General features: G+C 73.1%; 11 protein-coding genes and 1 pseudogene. 8 read left to right on the top strand and 4 right to left on the bottom strand.

What is annotated here, in order from left to right; translation table 11 throughout:
* Positions 1 to 17 precede the first annotated feature (17 nt).
* The 3 genes from O7618_RS18265 to O7618_RS18255 all read left to right on the top strand — a co-directional run bounded on the left by O7618_RS18265 (position 18) and on the right by O7618_RS18255 (position 3549).
* On the top strand, positions 18 to 860 hold the full coding sequence (locus O7618_RS18265) for a carbohydrate ABC transporter permease (RefSeq protein ID WP_278110063.1): 843 nt from the start codon (positions 18 to 20) through the stop codon (positions 858 to 860).
* Positions 857 to 3301, top strand: coding sequence for a glycoside hydrolase family 2 protein (locus tag O7618_RS18260; RefSeq protein ID WP_278107296.1), 2445 nt, complete (start codon positions 857 to 859; stop codon positions 3299 to 3301). The genes O7618_RS18265 and O7618_RS18260 overlap by 4 nt, the downstream gene beginning before the upstream one ends.
* Before the next feature lie 89 nt (positions 3302 to 3390).
* A complete protein-coding gene (locus tag O7618_RS18255) occupies positions 3391 to 3549 on the top strand; it encodes a hypothetical protein (RefSeq protein ID WP_278107295.1) in 159 nt (52 codons plus the stop codon).
* Here the strand turns inward: O7618_RS18255 and O7618_RS18250 are convergent.
* Both O7618_RS18250 and ilvD read right to left on the bottom strand, forming a co-directional pair.
* A complete protein-coding gene (locus O7618_RS18250; protein WP_278107294.1) occupies positions 3546 to 4268 on the bottom strand; it encodes a hypothetical protein in 723 nt (240 codons plus the stop codon). The genes O7618_RS18255 and O7618_RS18250 overlap by 4 nt on opposite strands.
* Positions 4269 to 4343: 75 nt before the next feature.
* Positions 4344 to 6191, bottom strand: a complete 1848-nt coding sequence (gene ilvD / locus O7618_RS18245) for a dihydroxy-acid dehydratase (protein ID WP_278107293.1) — start codon at positions 6189 to 6191, stop codon at positions 4344 to 4346.
* A gap of 110 nt (positions 6192 to 6301) precedes the next feature.
* Between ilvD and O7618_RS18240 the strand changes: the two genes are divergently transcribed.
* The 5 genes from O7618_RS18240 (at position 6302) to serA (ending at position 14258) form a co-directional block, all read left to right on the top strand.
* Positions 6302 to 8737 carry a bifunctional diguanylate cyclase/phosphodiesterase gene (locus O7618_RS18240; protein ID WP_278107292.1) on the top strand — a complete coding sequence of 812 codons (2436 nt, stop codon included), beginning with the start codon at positions 6302 to 6304 and terminating at the stop codon, positions 8735 to 8737.
* A 145-nt stretch (positions 8738 to 8882) separates the two neighbouring features.
* The gene (locus O7618_RS18235; protein WP_278107291.1) at positions 8883 to 10802 is read left to right on the top strand and encodes an acetolactate synthase large subunit; all 1920 of its coding nucleotides are present in this window, start codon (positions 8883 to 8885) and stop codon (positions 10800 to 10802) included.
* Positions 10803 to 11318, top strand: a complete 516-nt coding sequence (gene ilvN / locus O7618_RS18230; RefSeq protein ID WP_278107290.1) for an acetolactate synthase small subunit — start codon at positions 10803 to 10805, stop codon at positions 11316 to 11318.
* Positions 11319 to 11376: 58 nt separating this feature from the next.
* Positions 11377 to 12390, top strand: coding sequence for a ketol-acid reductoisomerase (ilvC, locus tag O7618_RS18225; protein ID WP_278107289.1), 1014 nt, complete (start codon positions 11377 to 11379; stop codon positions 12388 to 12390).
* A 269-nt stretch (positions 12391 to 12659) separates the two neighbouring features.
* Positions 12660 to 14258 (top strand): phosphoglycerate dehydrogenase, encoded by a 1599-nt coding sequence (gene serA / locus O7618_RS18220; protein ID WP_278107288.1) that lies wholly within the window; start codon positions 12660 to 12662, stop codon positions 14256 to 14258.
* Between the two features lie 56 nt (positions 14259 to 14314).
* Here the strand turns inward: serA and O7618_RS18215 are convergent, their stop codons facing one another.
* Positions 14315 to 14671 carry a hypothetical protein gene (locus O7618_RS18215; RefSeq protein ID WP_278107287.1) on the bottom strand — a complete coding sequence of 119 codons (357 nt, stop codon included), beginning with the start codon at positions 14669 to 14671 and terminating at the stop codon, positions 14315 to 14317.
* Positions 14672 to 15005: 334 nt separating this feature from the next.
* Positions 15006 to 15621: pseudogene (locus O7618_RS18210) on the bottom strand (hypothetical protein).
* Positions 15622 to 15678 lie beyond the last annotated feature (57 nt).

Raw genomic sequence — 15678 nt, 5'->3', positions numbered from 1 at the left:
GGCGCAAGCGGCGCGACATGGCCCGGGCGCCGCAGGACACCCCGGCCGGCCTCTGGACCTACCTGCTGCTCGCGGTCAGCATGCTGTTCGCCGCGTTCCCGCTCTACTGGATGTTCGTGATCGCCACCAGCAACGACGAGGCGCTGGCGAAACTGCCACCGGCGATCATCCCCGGTGACCGGTTCCTGACCAACGTCGACGAGGTCTTCTCCCTCCAGGACGTCTACTTCGCCGCCTCGCTCGTCAACAGCGTCATCGTCTCGACAGTGGTGACCGCCTCGGTGCTGTTCTTCTGCTCGCTGGCCGGGTTCGCGTTCGCCAAGCTGCGCTTCAAGGGCAGCAACGCGCTGATGGTCTTCGTGGTGCTCACGCTTACCGTGCCCAACCAGCTCGGCATCGTCGCGCTCTACATCGTGATGGGCAAGCTCGGCTGGAACGGCACCCTGCTCGCGGTCATCGCGCCCGGCCTGGTCACCGCGTTCGGCGTGTTCTACATGCGGCAGTTCATCGTCAACACCGTCCCGGACGAGCTGGTCGAGTCGGCCCGGGTCGACGGCGCCGCGACCATGCGGGTGTACGGCACCATCGTGCTGCCCGCGATCCGCCCGGCCCTCGCGGTGCTCGGCCTGCTCACGTTCGTGGCCACCTGGAACGACTTCCAGTGGCCGCTGATCACGCTGAGCGGCACCGACTTCCCCACCTCGATGGTCGCGGTCTCCGACCTGGCCAGCGGCAACTATGTGATCTACCGGCGGGTGCTGGCCGGCGCGTTCATCGCCACCATCCCCCTGCTGCTCATGCTGTTCATCGGTGGACGTCAGATCGTCCGCGGAATCATGGAAGGCGCGGTGAAGTCGTGAGCCGTTCCACGCTGCGGCACGAGGGTTGGACGCTGCGGGCCGAGCCCGGCCCGCAGGTGCCGCCGGAGATCGCCGGGATCGAGGTGCCGGCGACAGTGCCCGGATGCGTGCACACCGACCTGCTCGCCGCCGGCCTCATCCCCGACCCGTACCTCGACGACAACGAGAACCGCCTGCTGTGGATCGGGCGCACCGACTGGCGCTACGCGACCACGTTCGAGTGGCGGCCGGGCGACGACGCCGACCGGGTGGACCTGGTCTGCGCCGGACTGGACACGGTCGCCACGGTCATCCTCAACGGCGTCGAGGTCGGGCGCACCGAGAACCAGCATCGCGGGTACCGGTTCGACGTCCGGTCGCTGCTGCTCCCCGGCGAGAACACCCTGGCCGTACGGTTCGACTCGCCCTACCGCTACGCGGAGGCGCACCGGGACCGGCTCGGTGACCGCCCCAACGCGTACCCGGAGCCGTTCCACTTCATCCGCAAGACCGCCTGCAACTTCGGCTGGGACTGGGGACCGACGGTGGTCACCGCCGGCATCTGGCAGGAGATCGGGCTGCACGCCTGGTCCACCGGCCGGCTCGCGTCGGTGCGGCCGCTGGTCACCGTGGCCGACGGCGCCGGCCGGGTGGAGCTGCACGTCGACCTGGAGCGGGCCGGCGACGAGCCGCTGACCGTACGCGCCACCGTCGCCGGCGTGGCCGCCGACGTCACCGTGCCGGCGGGGGAGCGGGCCGCCGTGCTCACGCTCACCGTGCCCGACCCGGAGCTGTGGTGGCCGGTCGGCTACGGCGACCAGCCGTTGCACGACCTCCACGTGACGCTGCACGCCGCCGACGGCCGGGACCTGGACGCCACCGCCCGCCGGATCGGCTTCCGCTCGGTCCGGCTGGACACCACGCCCGACGCCCACGGCACCCCGTTCACACTGCACGTCAACGACGTGCCGGTCTTCGTCAAGGGCGTCAACTGGATCCCCGACGACGCGTTCCCCAACCGGGTCACCCGGGCGCGCCTCGCCGAGCGGTTCGGCCAGGCGGTCGAGGCGAACATCAACCTGCTGCGGATCTGGGGCGGCGGCCGCTACGAGTCGGACGACTTCTACGAGCTGGCCGACGAACTGGGGCTGCTGGTGCAGCAGGACTTCCTGTTCGCCTGCGCGGCCTACCCGGAGGAGGAGCCGTTCCGCACCGAGGTCGAGGCGGAGGCGCGGGAACAGGTCGCCCGCCTCGCCGGCCACCCGTCGCTGGTGCTCTGGACCGGCAACAACGAGAACATCTGGGGCTGGCACGACTGGGACTGGCAGGAGCCGCTCGCCGGCCGCACCTGGGGGCGCGGCTACTACCTGGAGCTGCTGCCCGCGATCGTCGGCGAACTCGACCCGACCGTGCCCTACTGGCCGGGCAGCCCCTGGTCCGGTCGTGAGGACCTGCACCCCAACGACCCGGCGCACGGCACCATGCACATCTGGGACGTGTGGAACGACGACGACTACACCAAGTACCGCGAGTACGTGCCACGCTTCGTCGCCGAGTTCGGCTACCAGGCGCCACCCGCGTACGCGACACTGCGTCGGTCCATCTCGGACGAGCCGCTCGCCCACGATTCGCCCGGCATGGCCCATCACCAGAAGGCGGCCGACGGGGACCGCAAGCTTCAGCGCGGCCTCGACGCCCACCTGCCGCCGCCCGCCGACTTCGAAGACTGGCACTACTACACCCAGCTCAACCAGGCCCGCGCCATCCAGCTCGGTGTCGAGCACTTCCGCTCGCACCGGCCGGTCTGCATGGGCACCATCGTCTGGCAGCTCAACGACTGTTGGCCGGTCACCTCCTGGGCCGCCGTCGACGGCGACGGCCGGCGCAAACCCCTGTGGTACGCGCTGCGCCGCGCCTATGCCGACCGGCTGCTCACCGTGCAGCCCCGCGACGGCGGGCTGGCGTTGGTCGCGGTGAACGAGACCGCCGAGGCGTGGACCGCGCCGGCCACTGTCACCCGGCTCACCCTCACCGGGGAGCCGAGGGCGAAGACCTCGGTCGACCTCGACGTCCCGGCGTACTCCTCGGTGGTGCTGGCGCTGCCGGCGGAGCTGGCGCGGCCGGACGAGGCCCGCCGGGAGCTGCTGGTCGCGGCGGCCGGCGACACCGCGGAGCGCGCGCTGTGGTTCTTCGCCGAGGACCGCGACGTCGAGTGGCCGGCGGCGGAGTGGGACGCGACGGTCGAGCCGGCGGACGGCGGCCAGCGGGTGCGGGTGACCGCCCGGACGGTGCTGCGCGACCTGACGCTGTTCCCCGACCGGCTGGATCCGTCCGCGCAGGCCGACGCGGCGCTGGTGACGCTGCTGCCGGGCGAGAGGGCGGTGTTCACGGTGCACGCGGCGCGCCCGCTGGACGCGACGGCGCTGACGCGCCGCCCGGTCCTGCGCTGCGTGAACATGTAAGGAGGGGCCCCCGCTTAACACATTCTGCATAGGCGGGGGCCCCTGTTAACACTCCGGTTCGGGTGGAGCGGGGCGGGTATCCGGACGCCATGACTGATCCGGTGGAGCTATCCGAGGACCATGCCGGGGGTGCCGACCCCGAGCACGCGACGCCCGAGGAACGGGACGCCCCGCAGGCGTGGCCGGCGGAGGCCGGCCTGCCCGCCGATGGCACGGACCCGGCCGGCGGGCCGGGCGACGACGGCTAGTTGGGCAGGGCGGCCAGCCCGGACAGCAACTCCCAGCGCTCGGCCGCACTGAGCGCCGCGTACGCCGGCTCGTCGCGGCGGTCGGTGTCGGCCTCGATCGCGGCGCGCTCCGGCCCGTCCGGCAGCGTCCTGATCCCGTCGGCGGTCAGCCCGGCGACCCGCCACGCGGCCCGGTGCGCGTCCGCGCGGTGGTGCCGCAGCGAGCCCAGCCGGGTGACCAGCAGCAGCGCGGGCGAGGCGTCGTCCGGCTCGTACGGCGGGGACATGGCCTGGAATGCCGGTCCGCCGGTGGCCTGCCCGTGTTCCAGCACCCGGCCGACCAGTTCGGCCAGCCGGGGCACGATGGTCAGGCCGGGCAGCACGCCGGGCAGCGTCGCCCACTTCTCCTCGGCGGCCTCGCCGGTGGCCCGCTGGGCGAACAGCGCCAGCTCCCGGCCCAGCTCGGTCAGGTGCCAGGCGCCCTCGTCGTCCCGGACGAAGATGCCCTGCTCCAGCTCCCGGCTCATGTCGCCGTCGGTGTAGACCAGGCCGTCGGCGAGGGCTTCGGCCGGCATCGGCCGGGCCAGCACGCCGGAGAAGAAGCTGTTCTCCGCGCCGAGGTCGCAGCCGCGTTCGGCGTAGAACGCCTCCATCCGGGGCCGGGCGGCCCAGCGGGCGCCCACGTAGACCCGGTCGATCGCCGGTCGGACCAGTCGCGCGTAGCTCACCGTCGTATCCACGCCGCCGGACCCTACCGGCGGCGGTGTTAAAAAGGGGCCCCGCCTGTACCGGAGGCGTTAAGCGGGGGCCCCGCCTTACTCCGGGACGCGGCGGTAGGCGCCGTCGCTGGCGGAGGTGGCCATCGAGGCGTACGCGCGCAGCGCGGCCGAGACCGGGCGTTGGCGGTCGAGCGGGGTGTAGGGGCGGTCGCGCTTCTCCTCGGCCACCCGGCGGGCGGTCAGCTCGTCGGCCGGCACGTTCAGCTCGATGGAGCGGCCGGGGATGTCGATGACGATCTCGTCGCCGTCGCGCACCAGCGCGATCAGCCCGCCGGATGCGGCCTCCGGGGAGGCGTGCCCGATGGACAGGCCGGAGGTGCCGCCGGAGAACCGGCCGTCGGTGAGCAGCGCACAGGCCCGGCCCAGGCCGCGGCCCTTGAGGAACGAGGTGGGGTAGAGCATCTCCTGCATGCCGGGGCCGCCCTTGGGGCCCTCGTAGCGGATCACCACCACGTCGCCGGCGACCACCTGCTTGGCGAGGATCGCGGTCACCGCGTCGTCCTGCGACTCGTAGACCTTCGCCGGGCCGCGGAACGTCAGGCACTCCTCGGGCACCCCGGCGGTCTTCACCACGCAGCCGTCCGGGGCGAGGTTGCCGTGCAGGATGGCCAGCCCGCCGTCGGCGCTGTAGGCGTGTTCCAGGTCGCGGATGCAGCCGCCGGCCGCGTCGGTGTCCAGCGACGACCAGCGGTTGGTGGTGGAGAACGGCTCGGTGGTGCGCACGCCGCCGGGCGCGGCGTGGAACAGTTCGACCGCCTCTCGGGTGGCCTTGCCGCCCCGGACGTCCCAGTCGGCGAGCCACCGGTCCAGCGAGGGGGAGTGCACCGCGCGCACGTCCCGGTGGAGCAGGCCGGCGCGGTCCAGTTCGCCGAGGATGGCCGGGATGCCGCCGGCGCGGTGCACGTCCTCCATGTGGTAGTTCGGCGAGTTCGGGGCGACCTTGGCCAGGCACGGCACCCGCCGGGAGACGGCGTCGATGTCCGTCACGTCGAAGTCCAGTTCCGCCTCGCGGGCGGCGGCGAGCAGGTGCAGGATCGTGTTCGTCGAGCCGCCCATGGCGACGTCGAGGGCGACCGCGTTCTCGAACGCGGCCCGGCCGGCGATCGCGCGGGGCAGCACCGAGGCGTCGTCCTCGTCGTACCAGCGCTTGGCGATCTCCACGGCGGTCCGGCCGGCCTCGACGAAGAGTGACCGGCGGGCGGCGTGGGTGGCCAGCGTCGACCCGTTGCCGGGCAGCGCCAGGCCGATCGCCTCGGTCAGGCAGTTCATCGAGTTGGCGGTGAACATGCCGGAGCAGGACCCGCAGGTCGGGCACGCGGAGCGTTCGATCTCGCCGAGCTGGTCGTCGGTGACCGCCTCGTTCGAGGAGGCGATCATGGCGTCGATCAGGTCGATCTTGGAGTGGACCACGCCCTCGATCGCCACCGTCTTGCCGGCCTCCATCGGGCCGCCGGAGACGAAGACGGTCGGGATGTTCAGCCGCAGCGCGGCGAGCAGCATGCCCGGGGTGATCTTGTCGCAGTTGGAGATGCAGACCAGGGCGTCCGCGCAGTGCGCGTTGACCATGTATTCCACCGCGTCGGCGATCAGCTCCCGGCTGGGCAGCGAGTAGAGCATGCCGCCGTGGCCCATGGCGATGCCGTCGTCCACGGCGATCGTGTTGAACTCCCGACCCACGCCGCCGGCCTCGGCCACCGCCTCGGCGACCAGGCCGCCGAGGTCCTTCAGGTGCACGTGACCGGGTACGAACTGGGTGAAACTGTTCGCGATGGCGACGATCGGCTTACCGAAGTCGTTGTCGGTCATCCCGGTGGCCCGCCAGAGGGCCCGGGCGCCGGCCATCGTCCGACCATGGGTGGATGTCCTCGACCGCAGCTCAGGCATGCGTACCAGTCTGACACCGCCGGCCCGGCGGATCCCGGCCGTGCACCCTGTGTCCCAACAGTTGCACACCCGGTGCCCCACGGAGGGCGCGGATCCGGCAGAGTTGACGCGTGCAGTCGTCCCCGGGGATGGTCGCCGTCGCGGCGCTGAGCGCTGTCGTCGCGGCCGGCGCCGCCGTGCTGCTCGTCAGGTCGGCCCGCCGCCGCGTCTGTCCGCGGCGGCAGGCCCACGTGCTGTTGGCCGTGTCCGGCGCGGTCGCCCTGGCCGCCCTGCTCCTCGGTCTCGTCGGCCTGCTGCTCGCCGGCGACCACTGGGCGCACCGGCAGGGCCAGCGCACCGGCTGGGCCACGCTCGTCACGGCGGCCACCACGGTGGCGGCGGTGGGCCTCGGCGCGGCGCTGCTCCGGCTGCCCGGCGCGGCCGCGACCCGGGCCGCCACCGCCCGGTTGCTCCTCGACGGCGTCATCATGGCCACCGCGCTCTGGTTCGTCGGCTGGGTGGCGTTCAGCGAGCCGACCCGCCTGCTCGGCGCGGCCACCCCGAGGGGCTGCCTGCCGATACTGCTGGCCACCGTCAGCGCCGCGCTCACCGCCGGGCTGACGCTGATCCTGGTGCTGCGGGCCGCGCCACCGCGCGGCTGGCTGACCCTGCTGGGCGCCGGCGCGATCGCGGTGACCGCCGGCGGGCTGGGGGTGTCGGCCGGGCTCTGCCAGGGCGGCCCGGGCATGCTCGCGGCCGGCGCCGCGGTGACCGCCGTCGGGCTGCTCGCGGTCGCGGTCACCGCCCGCCGGGCCGACGCGACCCGCTTCGACGTCGACCTGATCCGCCGCGACGGCGAGTACGCGTTCGTGCCGATGTTCGCCATCGCCGCCTCCGCGATGTACCACCTCGTCCAGGGCGGCCGGTTCGACGGTTACGGCATCGGGGCCGGCAGCGTCGAGGGGTTCGCGCTGGTGGCCCGGCAATACCTGGCCCTCAACGACGTCCGGGGCTATGCCGTCCGGCTGGCCGAGCGGGAGGCGCACTTCCGCGAGTTGGCGCACACCGACCCGCTCACCGGCCTGGCCAACCGGCGCGGCCTGCTGCGCGCGCTGCACCGGTGCGCCGAGACCGGCGTTCCCTGCGTGCTGCTCGGGCTCGACCTGGACGGCTTCAAGAACGTCAACGACATGCGCGGGCACGACGTGGGCGACGCGGTGCTGGCCGAGGTGGGCCGGCGGCTGCGCGGCAACCTGCGCCCGGGTGATCTCGCCGCCCGGCTGGGCGGTGACGAGTTCGCGGTGCTGATGCACGGCTCGGCCGAGCCGGGCCCGGTGGCCGACCGGCTGCTCGGGGTGCTCGGCCGCCCCTACGAGGAGGCGGACGGGTCGGTCTTCCTCTCGGTCAGCATCGGGGTGGCCGGCAGCCACGGCGACCACGACGTCGAGCTGCTGCTGCGCAACGCCGACCTGGCGCTGCGCTACGCCAAGCAGCGCGGCAAGAACCGGATCGAGCGCTACGACGCCACCTACGACCAGTTGCTCAGTCGGCGGACCCGGCTGGAGCACGAGTTGCGCGGCGCGATCGAGCGGGACGAGCTGCGGCTGGTCTTCCAGCCGGTGGCCTCGCTGCCCTCGGTCCGGCCGGTCGGCGCCGAGGCGCTGCTGCGCTGGCACCACCCGGAGCTGGGCAACGTCCGGCCGGACGAGTTCATCCCGCTCGCCGAGGAGTGCGGGATGATCGCCAAGCTCGGCGTGTGGGTGCTGCACCAGGCCTGCTACCAGCTCTCCCGGTGGTTGGCCGACGGGCACGACGTCTGGGTGTCGGTGAACGTGTCGCCGCGCGAGCTGCACGCCCCGGAATACGTGGTCCAGGTCGCCGACGCGCTGCGCGCGCACCACGTGCCGCCGCAGCGGCTGGTGCTGGAGGTGACCGAGCACGCCGTCGCCACCGACCTGGACGAGCTGATCCGGCGGTTGACCGCATTGCGGCTGACCGGGGTGCGCATCGCGCTCGACGACTTCGGCGCGGGCTACTCCTCGCTGGGGCAGCTGCGCCGGCTGCCGATCGACATCCTGAAGATCGATCACGGCCTGGTCGCCGAGCACGAGCCGGTGCGGCCGGTCGGCCGGGAGGGTCCGGCGTTCGCGCCGATGGTCGACATCGTCATGCGACTCGGCCACCAGTTCGGGCTGGAGGTGATCGCCGAGGGCGTCACCAACCCCACCGAGCTGGCCGCCGTGGTGGCCGCCGGTTGCCGCTTCGGCCAGGGCGCGCTCTTCGGCTGGGGGGTGCCGGCCGAGCACCTGGAGGCGATGCTGGAGGCGGCCACCGCGCCGGGCAACCGGCCCGCGCCGCTCCCGCCCGCGCCGCCGCCCCCGCCGATGCCCGGCCCGTCGCCGCTGCTGCCCCGGCTGCGCAACAACCCACCCGCCCCGCGCCCCCCAGGTGACGCGTCGTCGCAGCTCGCACCGGGTGCGGGGGCGGTGCCGGCGGGCGACACGCCCACGTCCGTGAACCAGAATGTGGGATCAGTTGACTCATCGCGTGAGATGCGTCAGGCTTAGCCGCATGTCGTCGAACCGGTCGCTGCGAGTACTTACCTGAGCGCACTCTCCTCCTGAGAGTGCGCTGGCCCCGTGCATCCTGCACGTGGGCTTTTTTGTTGCCGTCGCCCGCGTCACCCACTCACAGCCGAAGGCCTGAACCGCCATGACGAGACCCACGCCAGAGACCCTCGCCCACTCCGCCCGGCGGGCCCGCCCGGGCGCCGGCGCGGCCGGCGACCCCGACCACGCTTCCGCCCCCCGCCCGGGCGCCGCCCCGGCCGGCAGCCGGGCCGTTCCGGCCGGCGCGGACGCCGCCGCCCCCGTGCGACAGCCCGCCACCGCGCAGGTCTCCGGCGCCGGCTCGCTGGTGCGGTCGCTCGAGGCGCTCGGCGTCGACGTGGTCTTCGGCATCCCCGGCGGCGCGATCCTGCCGGCGTACGACCCGCTCTACGACTCCACGGTCCGGCACATCCTGGTCCGCCACGAGCAGGGCGCCGGGCACGCGGCCACCGGCTACGCGCAGGCCACCGGCCGGGTCGGCGTCTGCATCGCCACCTCCGGTCCGGGCGCGACCAACCTGGTCACCCCGATCGCCGACGCCTACATGGACTCGGTGCCGATGGTGGCGATCACCGGCCAGGTGGCCCGGCCCTCGATCGGCACGGACGCCTTCCAGGAGGCCGACATCCAGGGCATCACGCTGCCGATCACCAAGCACAACTTCCTGGTGCAGACCGCCGACGAGATCCCCCGGGTGCTGGCCGAGGCGTTCCACCTGGCGTCGACCGGCCGGCCCGGCCCGGTGCTCGTCGACATCCCCAAGGACGTCCTCCAGGCGCCGGCCACCTTCGCCTGGCCGCCCACCCTGGACCTGCCCGGCTATCGGCCCACCCTGCACCCGCACGGCAAGCAGATCCGCGAGGCGGCCCGGCTGATGACCGCGGCCCGCCGGCCGGTGCTCTACGTCGGCGGCGGCGTGCTCAAGGCGGGCGCCACCGAAGGGCTACGCCGGCTGGCCGAGCAGACCGGGATCCCGGTGGTCACCACGCTGATGGCGCTCGGCGCGTTCCCCGACTCGCACCGCCAGCACCTGGGCATGCCGGGCATGCACGGCACCGTCGCCGCGGTCTACGGCCTGCAGAAGGCCGACCTGATCGTGGCGCTCGGCGCCCGCTTCGACGACCGGGTGACCGGCAAGCTGGACTCGTTCGCCCCGGACGCCGCGGTGGTGCACGCCGACATCGACCCGGCCGAGATCGGCAAGAACCGGCACGCCGACGTCCCGATCGTGGGCGACGCGCGGCACGTGATCGACGAGCTGATCGCGGCGGTGACCGCCGAGCAGGCCACCCACCCGGCGGCCGACCTGGCCGAGTGGTGGACCCAGCTCGACGACCTGCGCGAGCGCTACCCGCTCGGCTTCGAGGAGCCGGCCGACGGCACGCTCTCCCCGCAGCACGTCATCAAGCGGCTGGGTGAGATCGCCGGGCCGGACGCGGTCTACGTGGCCGGCGTCGGCCAGCACCAGATGTGGGCCAGCCAGTTCATCTCGTACGAGAAGCCGAACACCTGGCTCAACTCCGGCGGCCTGGGCACCATGGGTTACGCCGTGCCGGCCGCGATGGGCGCGAAGGTGGGCCGACCCGACACCACGGTGTGGGCGGTGGACGGTGACGGCTGCTTCCAGATGACCAACCAGGAGTTGGCCACCTGCGCGCTGGAGGGCATCCCGATCAAGGTCGCCGTGATCAACAACGGCAACTTGGGCATGGTCCGGCAGTGGCAGACCCTGTTCTACGGGGAGCGCTACTCGAACACCGAGCTGGGCACGCACAAGCACCGCATCCCGGACTTCGTGAAGCTGGCCGAGGCGCTCGGCTGCGTCGGGTTGCGCTGCGAGAACGCCGAGGACGTGGAGAAGACCATCGAGGCGGCGATGGCGATCAACGACGCCCCGGTGGTCATCGACTTCGTGGTCGGCAAGGACGCGATGGTCTGGCCGATGGTGGCCGCCGGCACCAGCAACGACGAGATCATGTTCGCTCGGGGCGTCCGCCCCGCGTTCGATGAGGACGAACTCTAAATGACGATGCACACGCTGTCCGTGCTGGTGGAGAACAAGCCGGGCGTGCTGGCCCGGGTCTCCGGGCTGTTCTCCCGGCGCGGCTTCAACATCGACAGCCTCGCCGTGGGCGAGACCGAGAACCCCGACGTCTCCCGCATCACCATCGTGGTCAACGCCGAGTCCTCGCCGCTGGAGCAGGTGACCAAGCAGCTCAACAAGCTGGTCAACGTGCTCAAGATCGTCGAGCTGGACGCGCAGGTTTCGGTGGCCCGGGAACTGCTGCTGGTCAAGGTCCGCGCGGACCGCAGCGCCCGCGCGCAGGTGCTGGAGACGGTCGGCCTGTTCCGGGCCCGGGTGGTCGACGTCGCGCCGGACACGCTGACCGTCGAGGCCACCGGCACGCCGGACAAGCTCGACGCGCTGCTGCGTGACCTGGAGCCGTTCGGCATCAAGGAGATGGTCCAGTCCGGCACGGTGGCCATCGGGCGCGGCTCGCGCGCCATCACCGCCGGCCCGGCGCTGCGCGCCGCCTGATCCGTACCCACCAGTTTTTCGACGGGCCGACGGGCACCGCCGTAGGAAAGGGAAGTCAATGAGCGTTGAGGTTTTCTACGACGACGACGCCGACCTGGGCCTGATCCAGGGGCGCAGGGTCGCCGTGATCGGCTACGGCAGCCAGGGGCACGCGCACGCGCTGTCGCTGCGCGACTCCGGCGTCGACGTGGTGATCGGCCTGCCGGCCGGCTCGAAGAGCCGACCCAAGGCCGAGGAGCAGGGCCTGCGGGTGCTCAGCCCGGCGGAGGCGGCGGCCGAGGCCGACGTGATCATGATCCTGGCGCCGGACACCGCCCAGCGCGCCCTCTACACCGACGCCATCGCGCCGAACCTGGCGCCCGGCAAGGCGCTCTTCTTCGGTCACGGCTTCAACATCCGGTACGGCCTGATCAAGCCGCCGGCCGACGTGGACGTGGCGATGGTGGCCCCGAAGGGCCCCGGTCACCTGGTCCGGCGGCAGTACGTCGACGGCAAGGGCGTGCCCTGCCTGGTCGCCGTCGAGCAGGACGCCAGCGGCAACGCGTTCGGCCTCGCGCTGGCGTACGCCAAGGCGATCGGCGGCACCCGGGCCGGCGCGATCAGGACGACGTTCACCGAGGAGACCGAGACCGACCTCTTCGGCGAGCAGGCGGTGCTCTGCGGCGGCGCGGCGGCACTGGTGCAGACCGGCTTCGAGGTGCTCACCGAGGCCGGCTATGCCCCCGAGGTGGCCTACTTCGAGTGCCTGCACGAGCTGAAGCTGATCGTCGACCTGATGTACGAGGGCGGCATCGCCCGGATGCGCTACAGCATCTCCGACACCGCCGAGTACGGCGACCTGTCCCGCGGCCCCCGCGTCGTCGACTCGCGGGTCAAGGACGAGATGCGCAAGATCCTCGGCGAGATCCAGTCCGGCGAGTTCGCCCGCGAGTGGGTGGCCGAGGACGAGGCCGGCCGGCCCAACTTCGCCAAGTGGCGGGCCGAGGGCGCGGCGCACCCGATCGAGGAGACCGGGCAGAAGCTGCGCGCGATGATGAGCTGGGTGGACCGGCCGATCACCGAGACCGCCTGACCCGAGGTGCCGCGCGGCCCGCGACCCGACGCTCTCCCCGGCGTCGGGCCGCGGGCCGTCGTGCGCACGTGAACGGGAGATGACCGGCGTGCGACGGGCCTGTGTGAGGGCCCTCACCCCGCACTCCGGGACCTCGGGAGCGGACCGAGCCCTACCATCCTTGGTGTGGTGCCCCGGCGCACCCGACGGCCATGGCACGGATCGGCGCAGGGCGCAGTGCGGCGCCCCGACGCCCCAGGCCAACCGACACCGAGCGTCTACGAGGACCGATGAATCCTGTCGTACTGATCGCCGAAGAACTCGCCCCCGCCGCCATCGAGGTGCTCGCGCACGACTTCGACGTGCGCCACGTGGACGGCACCGACCGCCCGGCTCTGCTCTCCGCCCTCTCCGAGGCCGACGCGGTGATCGTACGCAGCGCCACCCAGATCGACGCCGAGGCGGTCGCCGCGGCGCCCCGGCTGAAGGTGGTCGCCCGTGCCGGCGTCGGCCTGGACAACGTCGAGGTGCCGGCCGCCACCGCCCGGGGCGTGATGGTGGTCAACGCCCCCACCTCCAACATCGTCTCGGCCGCCGAGCAGGCCGTCGCGTTGCTGCTCGCGGTGGCGCGCAACACCGCCAGCGCCAGCGCCGCGCTCAAGGCCGGCGAGTGGAAGCGGTCCAAGTACACCGGCGTGGAGTTGCAGGGCAAGACCGTCGGCGTGGTGGGCCTGGGCCGCATCGGCGTGCTGTTCGCCCAGCGCATCGCCGCGTTCGGCACCCGGCTGATCGCGTACGACCCGTACATCCAGCCGGCCCGGGCCGCGCAGCTCGGGGTGCGCCTGGTGGGGCTGGAGGAGCTGCTGCGGGAGAGCGACTTCATCTCGATCCACCTGCCGAAGACGCCGGAGACCGTGGGCCTGATCGGCGAGAAGGAGCTGGCGGTCGTCAAGCCGGGCGTCCGGATCGTCAACGCCGCCCGGGGTGGCCTGGTCGACGAGCAGGCGCTCGCGGACGCGATCGCGGAGGGCCGGGTCGCCGGCGCCGGCATCGACGTCTACGCGAAGGAGCCGTGCACCTCGTCGCCGCTGTTCGCGTTCGACAACGTGGTGGCCACCCCGCACCTGGGCGCCTCCACGAACGAGGCGCAGGACAAGGCCGGCCTCGCGGTGGCGAAGAGCGTCAAGCTCGCGCTCCAGGGCGAGTTCGTGCCGGACGCGGTGAACGTGCAGGCCGGCGGCGTGGTCGCCGAGGACGTCCGGCCGCTGCTGCCGCTGGCCGAGAAGCTGGGCCGGGCCTTCACCGCGCTGGCCGGCGGGGTGGCCGCCAGCGTCACCGTCGAGGTGCGCGGCGAGATCGCCACCCACGACGTGTCGGTGCTGAAGCTCGCCGCCACCAAGGGCCTGTTCAGCTCCGTGGTGGAGGAGCAGGTCACCTACGTCAACGCGCCGCACCTGGCCGCCGAGCGGGGCGTCGAGGTCACGCTGGCCACGCCGGCCGAGACGGTCGACCACCCGAACCTGGTGACGGTGCGCGGCGCGCTGCCGGACGGGCGGACCGTCCGGGTCTCCGGCACGGTGGCCCACGCCGGCGCCCGGGACGTGTTCAAGCTGACCGAGGTGGACGGCTTCGACGTGGAGATCGGCGCGGAGGGCATCCTGGTCTTCCTGCGCTACGCCGACCGGCCCGGCGTGGTCGGCACGGTCGGCACGCTGCTCGGCGAGGCCGGCGTCAACATCGCCGCGATGCAGGTGGCCCGGCGGGAGGCCGGCGGTGAGACGCTGATGACGCTCACCGTCGACCAGGCGCTCGGCGCCGACCTGCTCACCTCGGCGGCCGACTCGATCGGCGCGGTCGCGGCCAGCGCGGCCGACCTGCGCGACGAGTAGTCCGAACAGGACGATCGGGGCCCGGCCGGCGCGGCCGGGCCCTTCGTCGTGTCGCGTCAGGAACGGACGCGGACCGGGGGCGGGTAGACCGAGCCGTCCTGCGCGTCGAAGAGCATCAGGTCGTGCTCGCCGGCCAGCCGCTCGATGTCGAGCAGGACCTGGTCCGGGCACGTGGGATGCAGGTTCATCTCGACGTGGTCGGCGGCCGCGTGCAGCGGGGCCACCTCCCACGGGGTGTCCGGCCGGGCCGGCCGGTCGGGGTAGCTCGCTGTGATCGCCCGGTAGAAGCCGACCACCCGGGGGTCGGGGTGCTGCTCGCCGTGCCACCCCTCGCGGCACTGCCGCACCGCCGCCCGCACCTGCTCCGGTGTGGCCCCGTTCGGCAGGGCCCACACGCTCAGATCGAAACTCACGGCGGACAGCGTGCCATCTGAGGCGGCTCCCGTCACTTCCGCCCCACCTCGGGGATTCACCTGCTGATTGTTGACACGGTGACGATGGGTCCGCTGTGGAGACTCTTGCGTCGAGTTGCGTCGATTCGCTAGCGTACCGGTGCGGTGCACGGCCGAGTCGATGTCCCGGCCCGTCTTCGGGTGGCGGCCTCGGGCGTTCGACCCGGCGGCCCGCACCCCTCGATTGCGCGAGCCACGCGCACTCGTCGCTGACCGGCCCCCACGGTCGTTGCCGAGACCGCGGGGGCCGATCGCGGCCTACGCCCCGGATGCGAGAGCGGGGCGCGGCCGCGCGTCAGCGACGCTGGTGCGCGAAGAGCGCGCGATAGTCCGAACCGTCGCGGAACCAGGCCAGGCCGGCCGGGCCGGCGGCGTACAGCGCGGTCGCGTAGGCGTCGGCGACGGCCAGGTCCGGGCCCAGCCCGCTCCACCGCCCAGCCGCCGAGCAGGCCGCCCGGGTCGAAGCCGCCCGGCACCGCCCACGCGTCGAACCACCCGTCGGTCGCCGCCCGCATCGCGGCGCAGCGGTCGACCAGGTCGGCCAGCGGCGGGTACGAGTCGGGGCTGATCTCGTCGCGGCGCAGTCGCGACACCAGGCTGCCCGGCTGGTTGGGCCCGAAGGTGAGGTCGACCGCGCGCAGTTCGGCGGCGGCGTCGCGGAGCGCCTCGCCGACGCTCCGGTGGCCGAACCAGTGGGGCGCGTTGAGCAGCAGCGTGTATTCCGCGGTGGAGGTGCTCACCGTGTGCCCGACGCTGATCCGGTCGTAGGCGGCGGTGGAGTCCCGTTCCACCCGGTGGCTGCGGGCGCCGAGGCGCAGGTCGGGGCGGGGCTGGCGGAACGCGGACTGGTCGACCCAGCGGGTCCGGGGCTGCTCGTCCGCCCAGTGCGTCCGCCGCTGGTCGATCCGCATGACACCCGCCCCCTCGCTGGCCGCCGCCGCGTCGCGGCGATGCCGGTCCCGGACCCC

Source organism: Micromonospora sp. WMMD980 (assembly GCF_029626035.1).
In the GTDB taxonomy this organism is placed as follows: domain Bacteria; phylum Actinomycetota; class Actinomycetes; order Mycobacteriales; family Micromonosporaceae; genus Micromonospora.
This window is presented reverse-complemented; position numbering and strand designations above follow the sequence as displayed.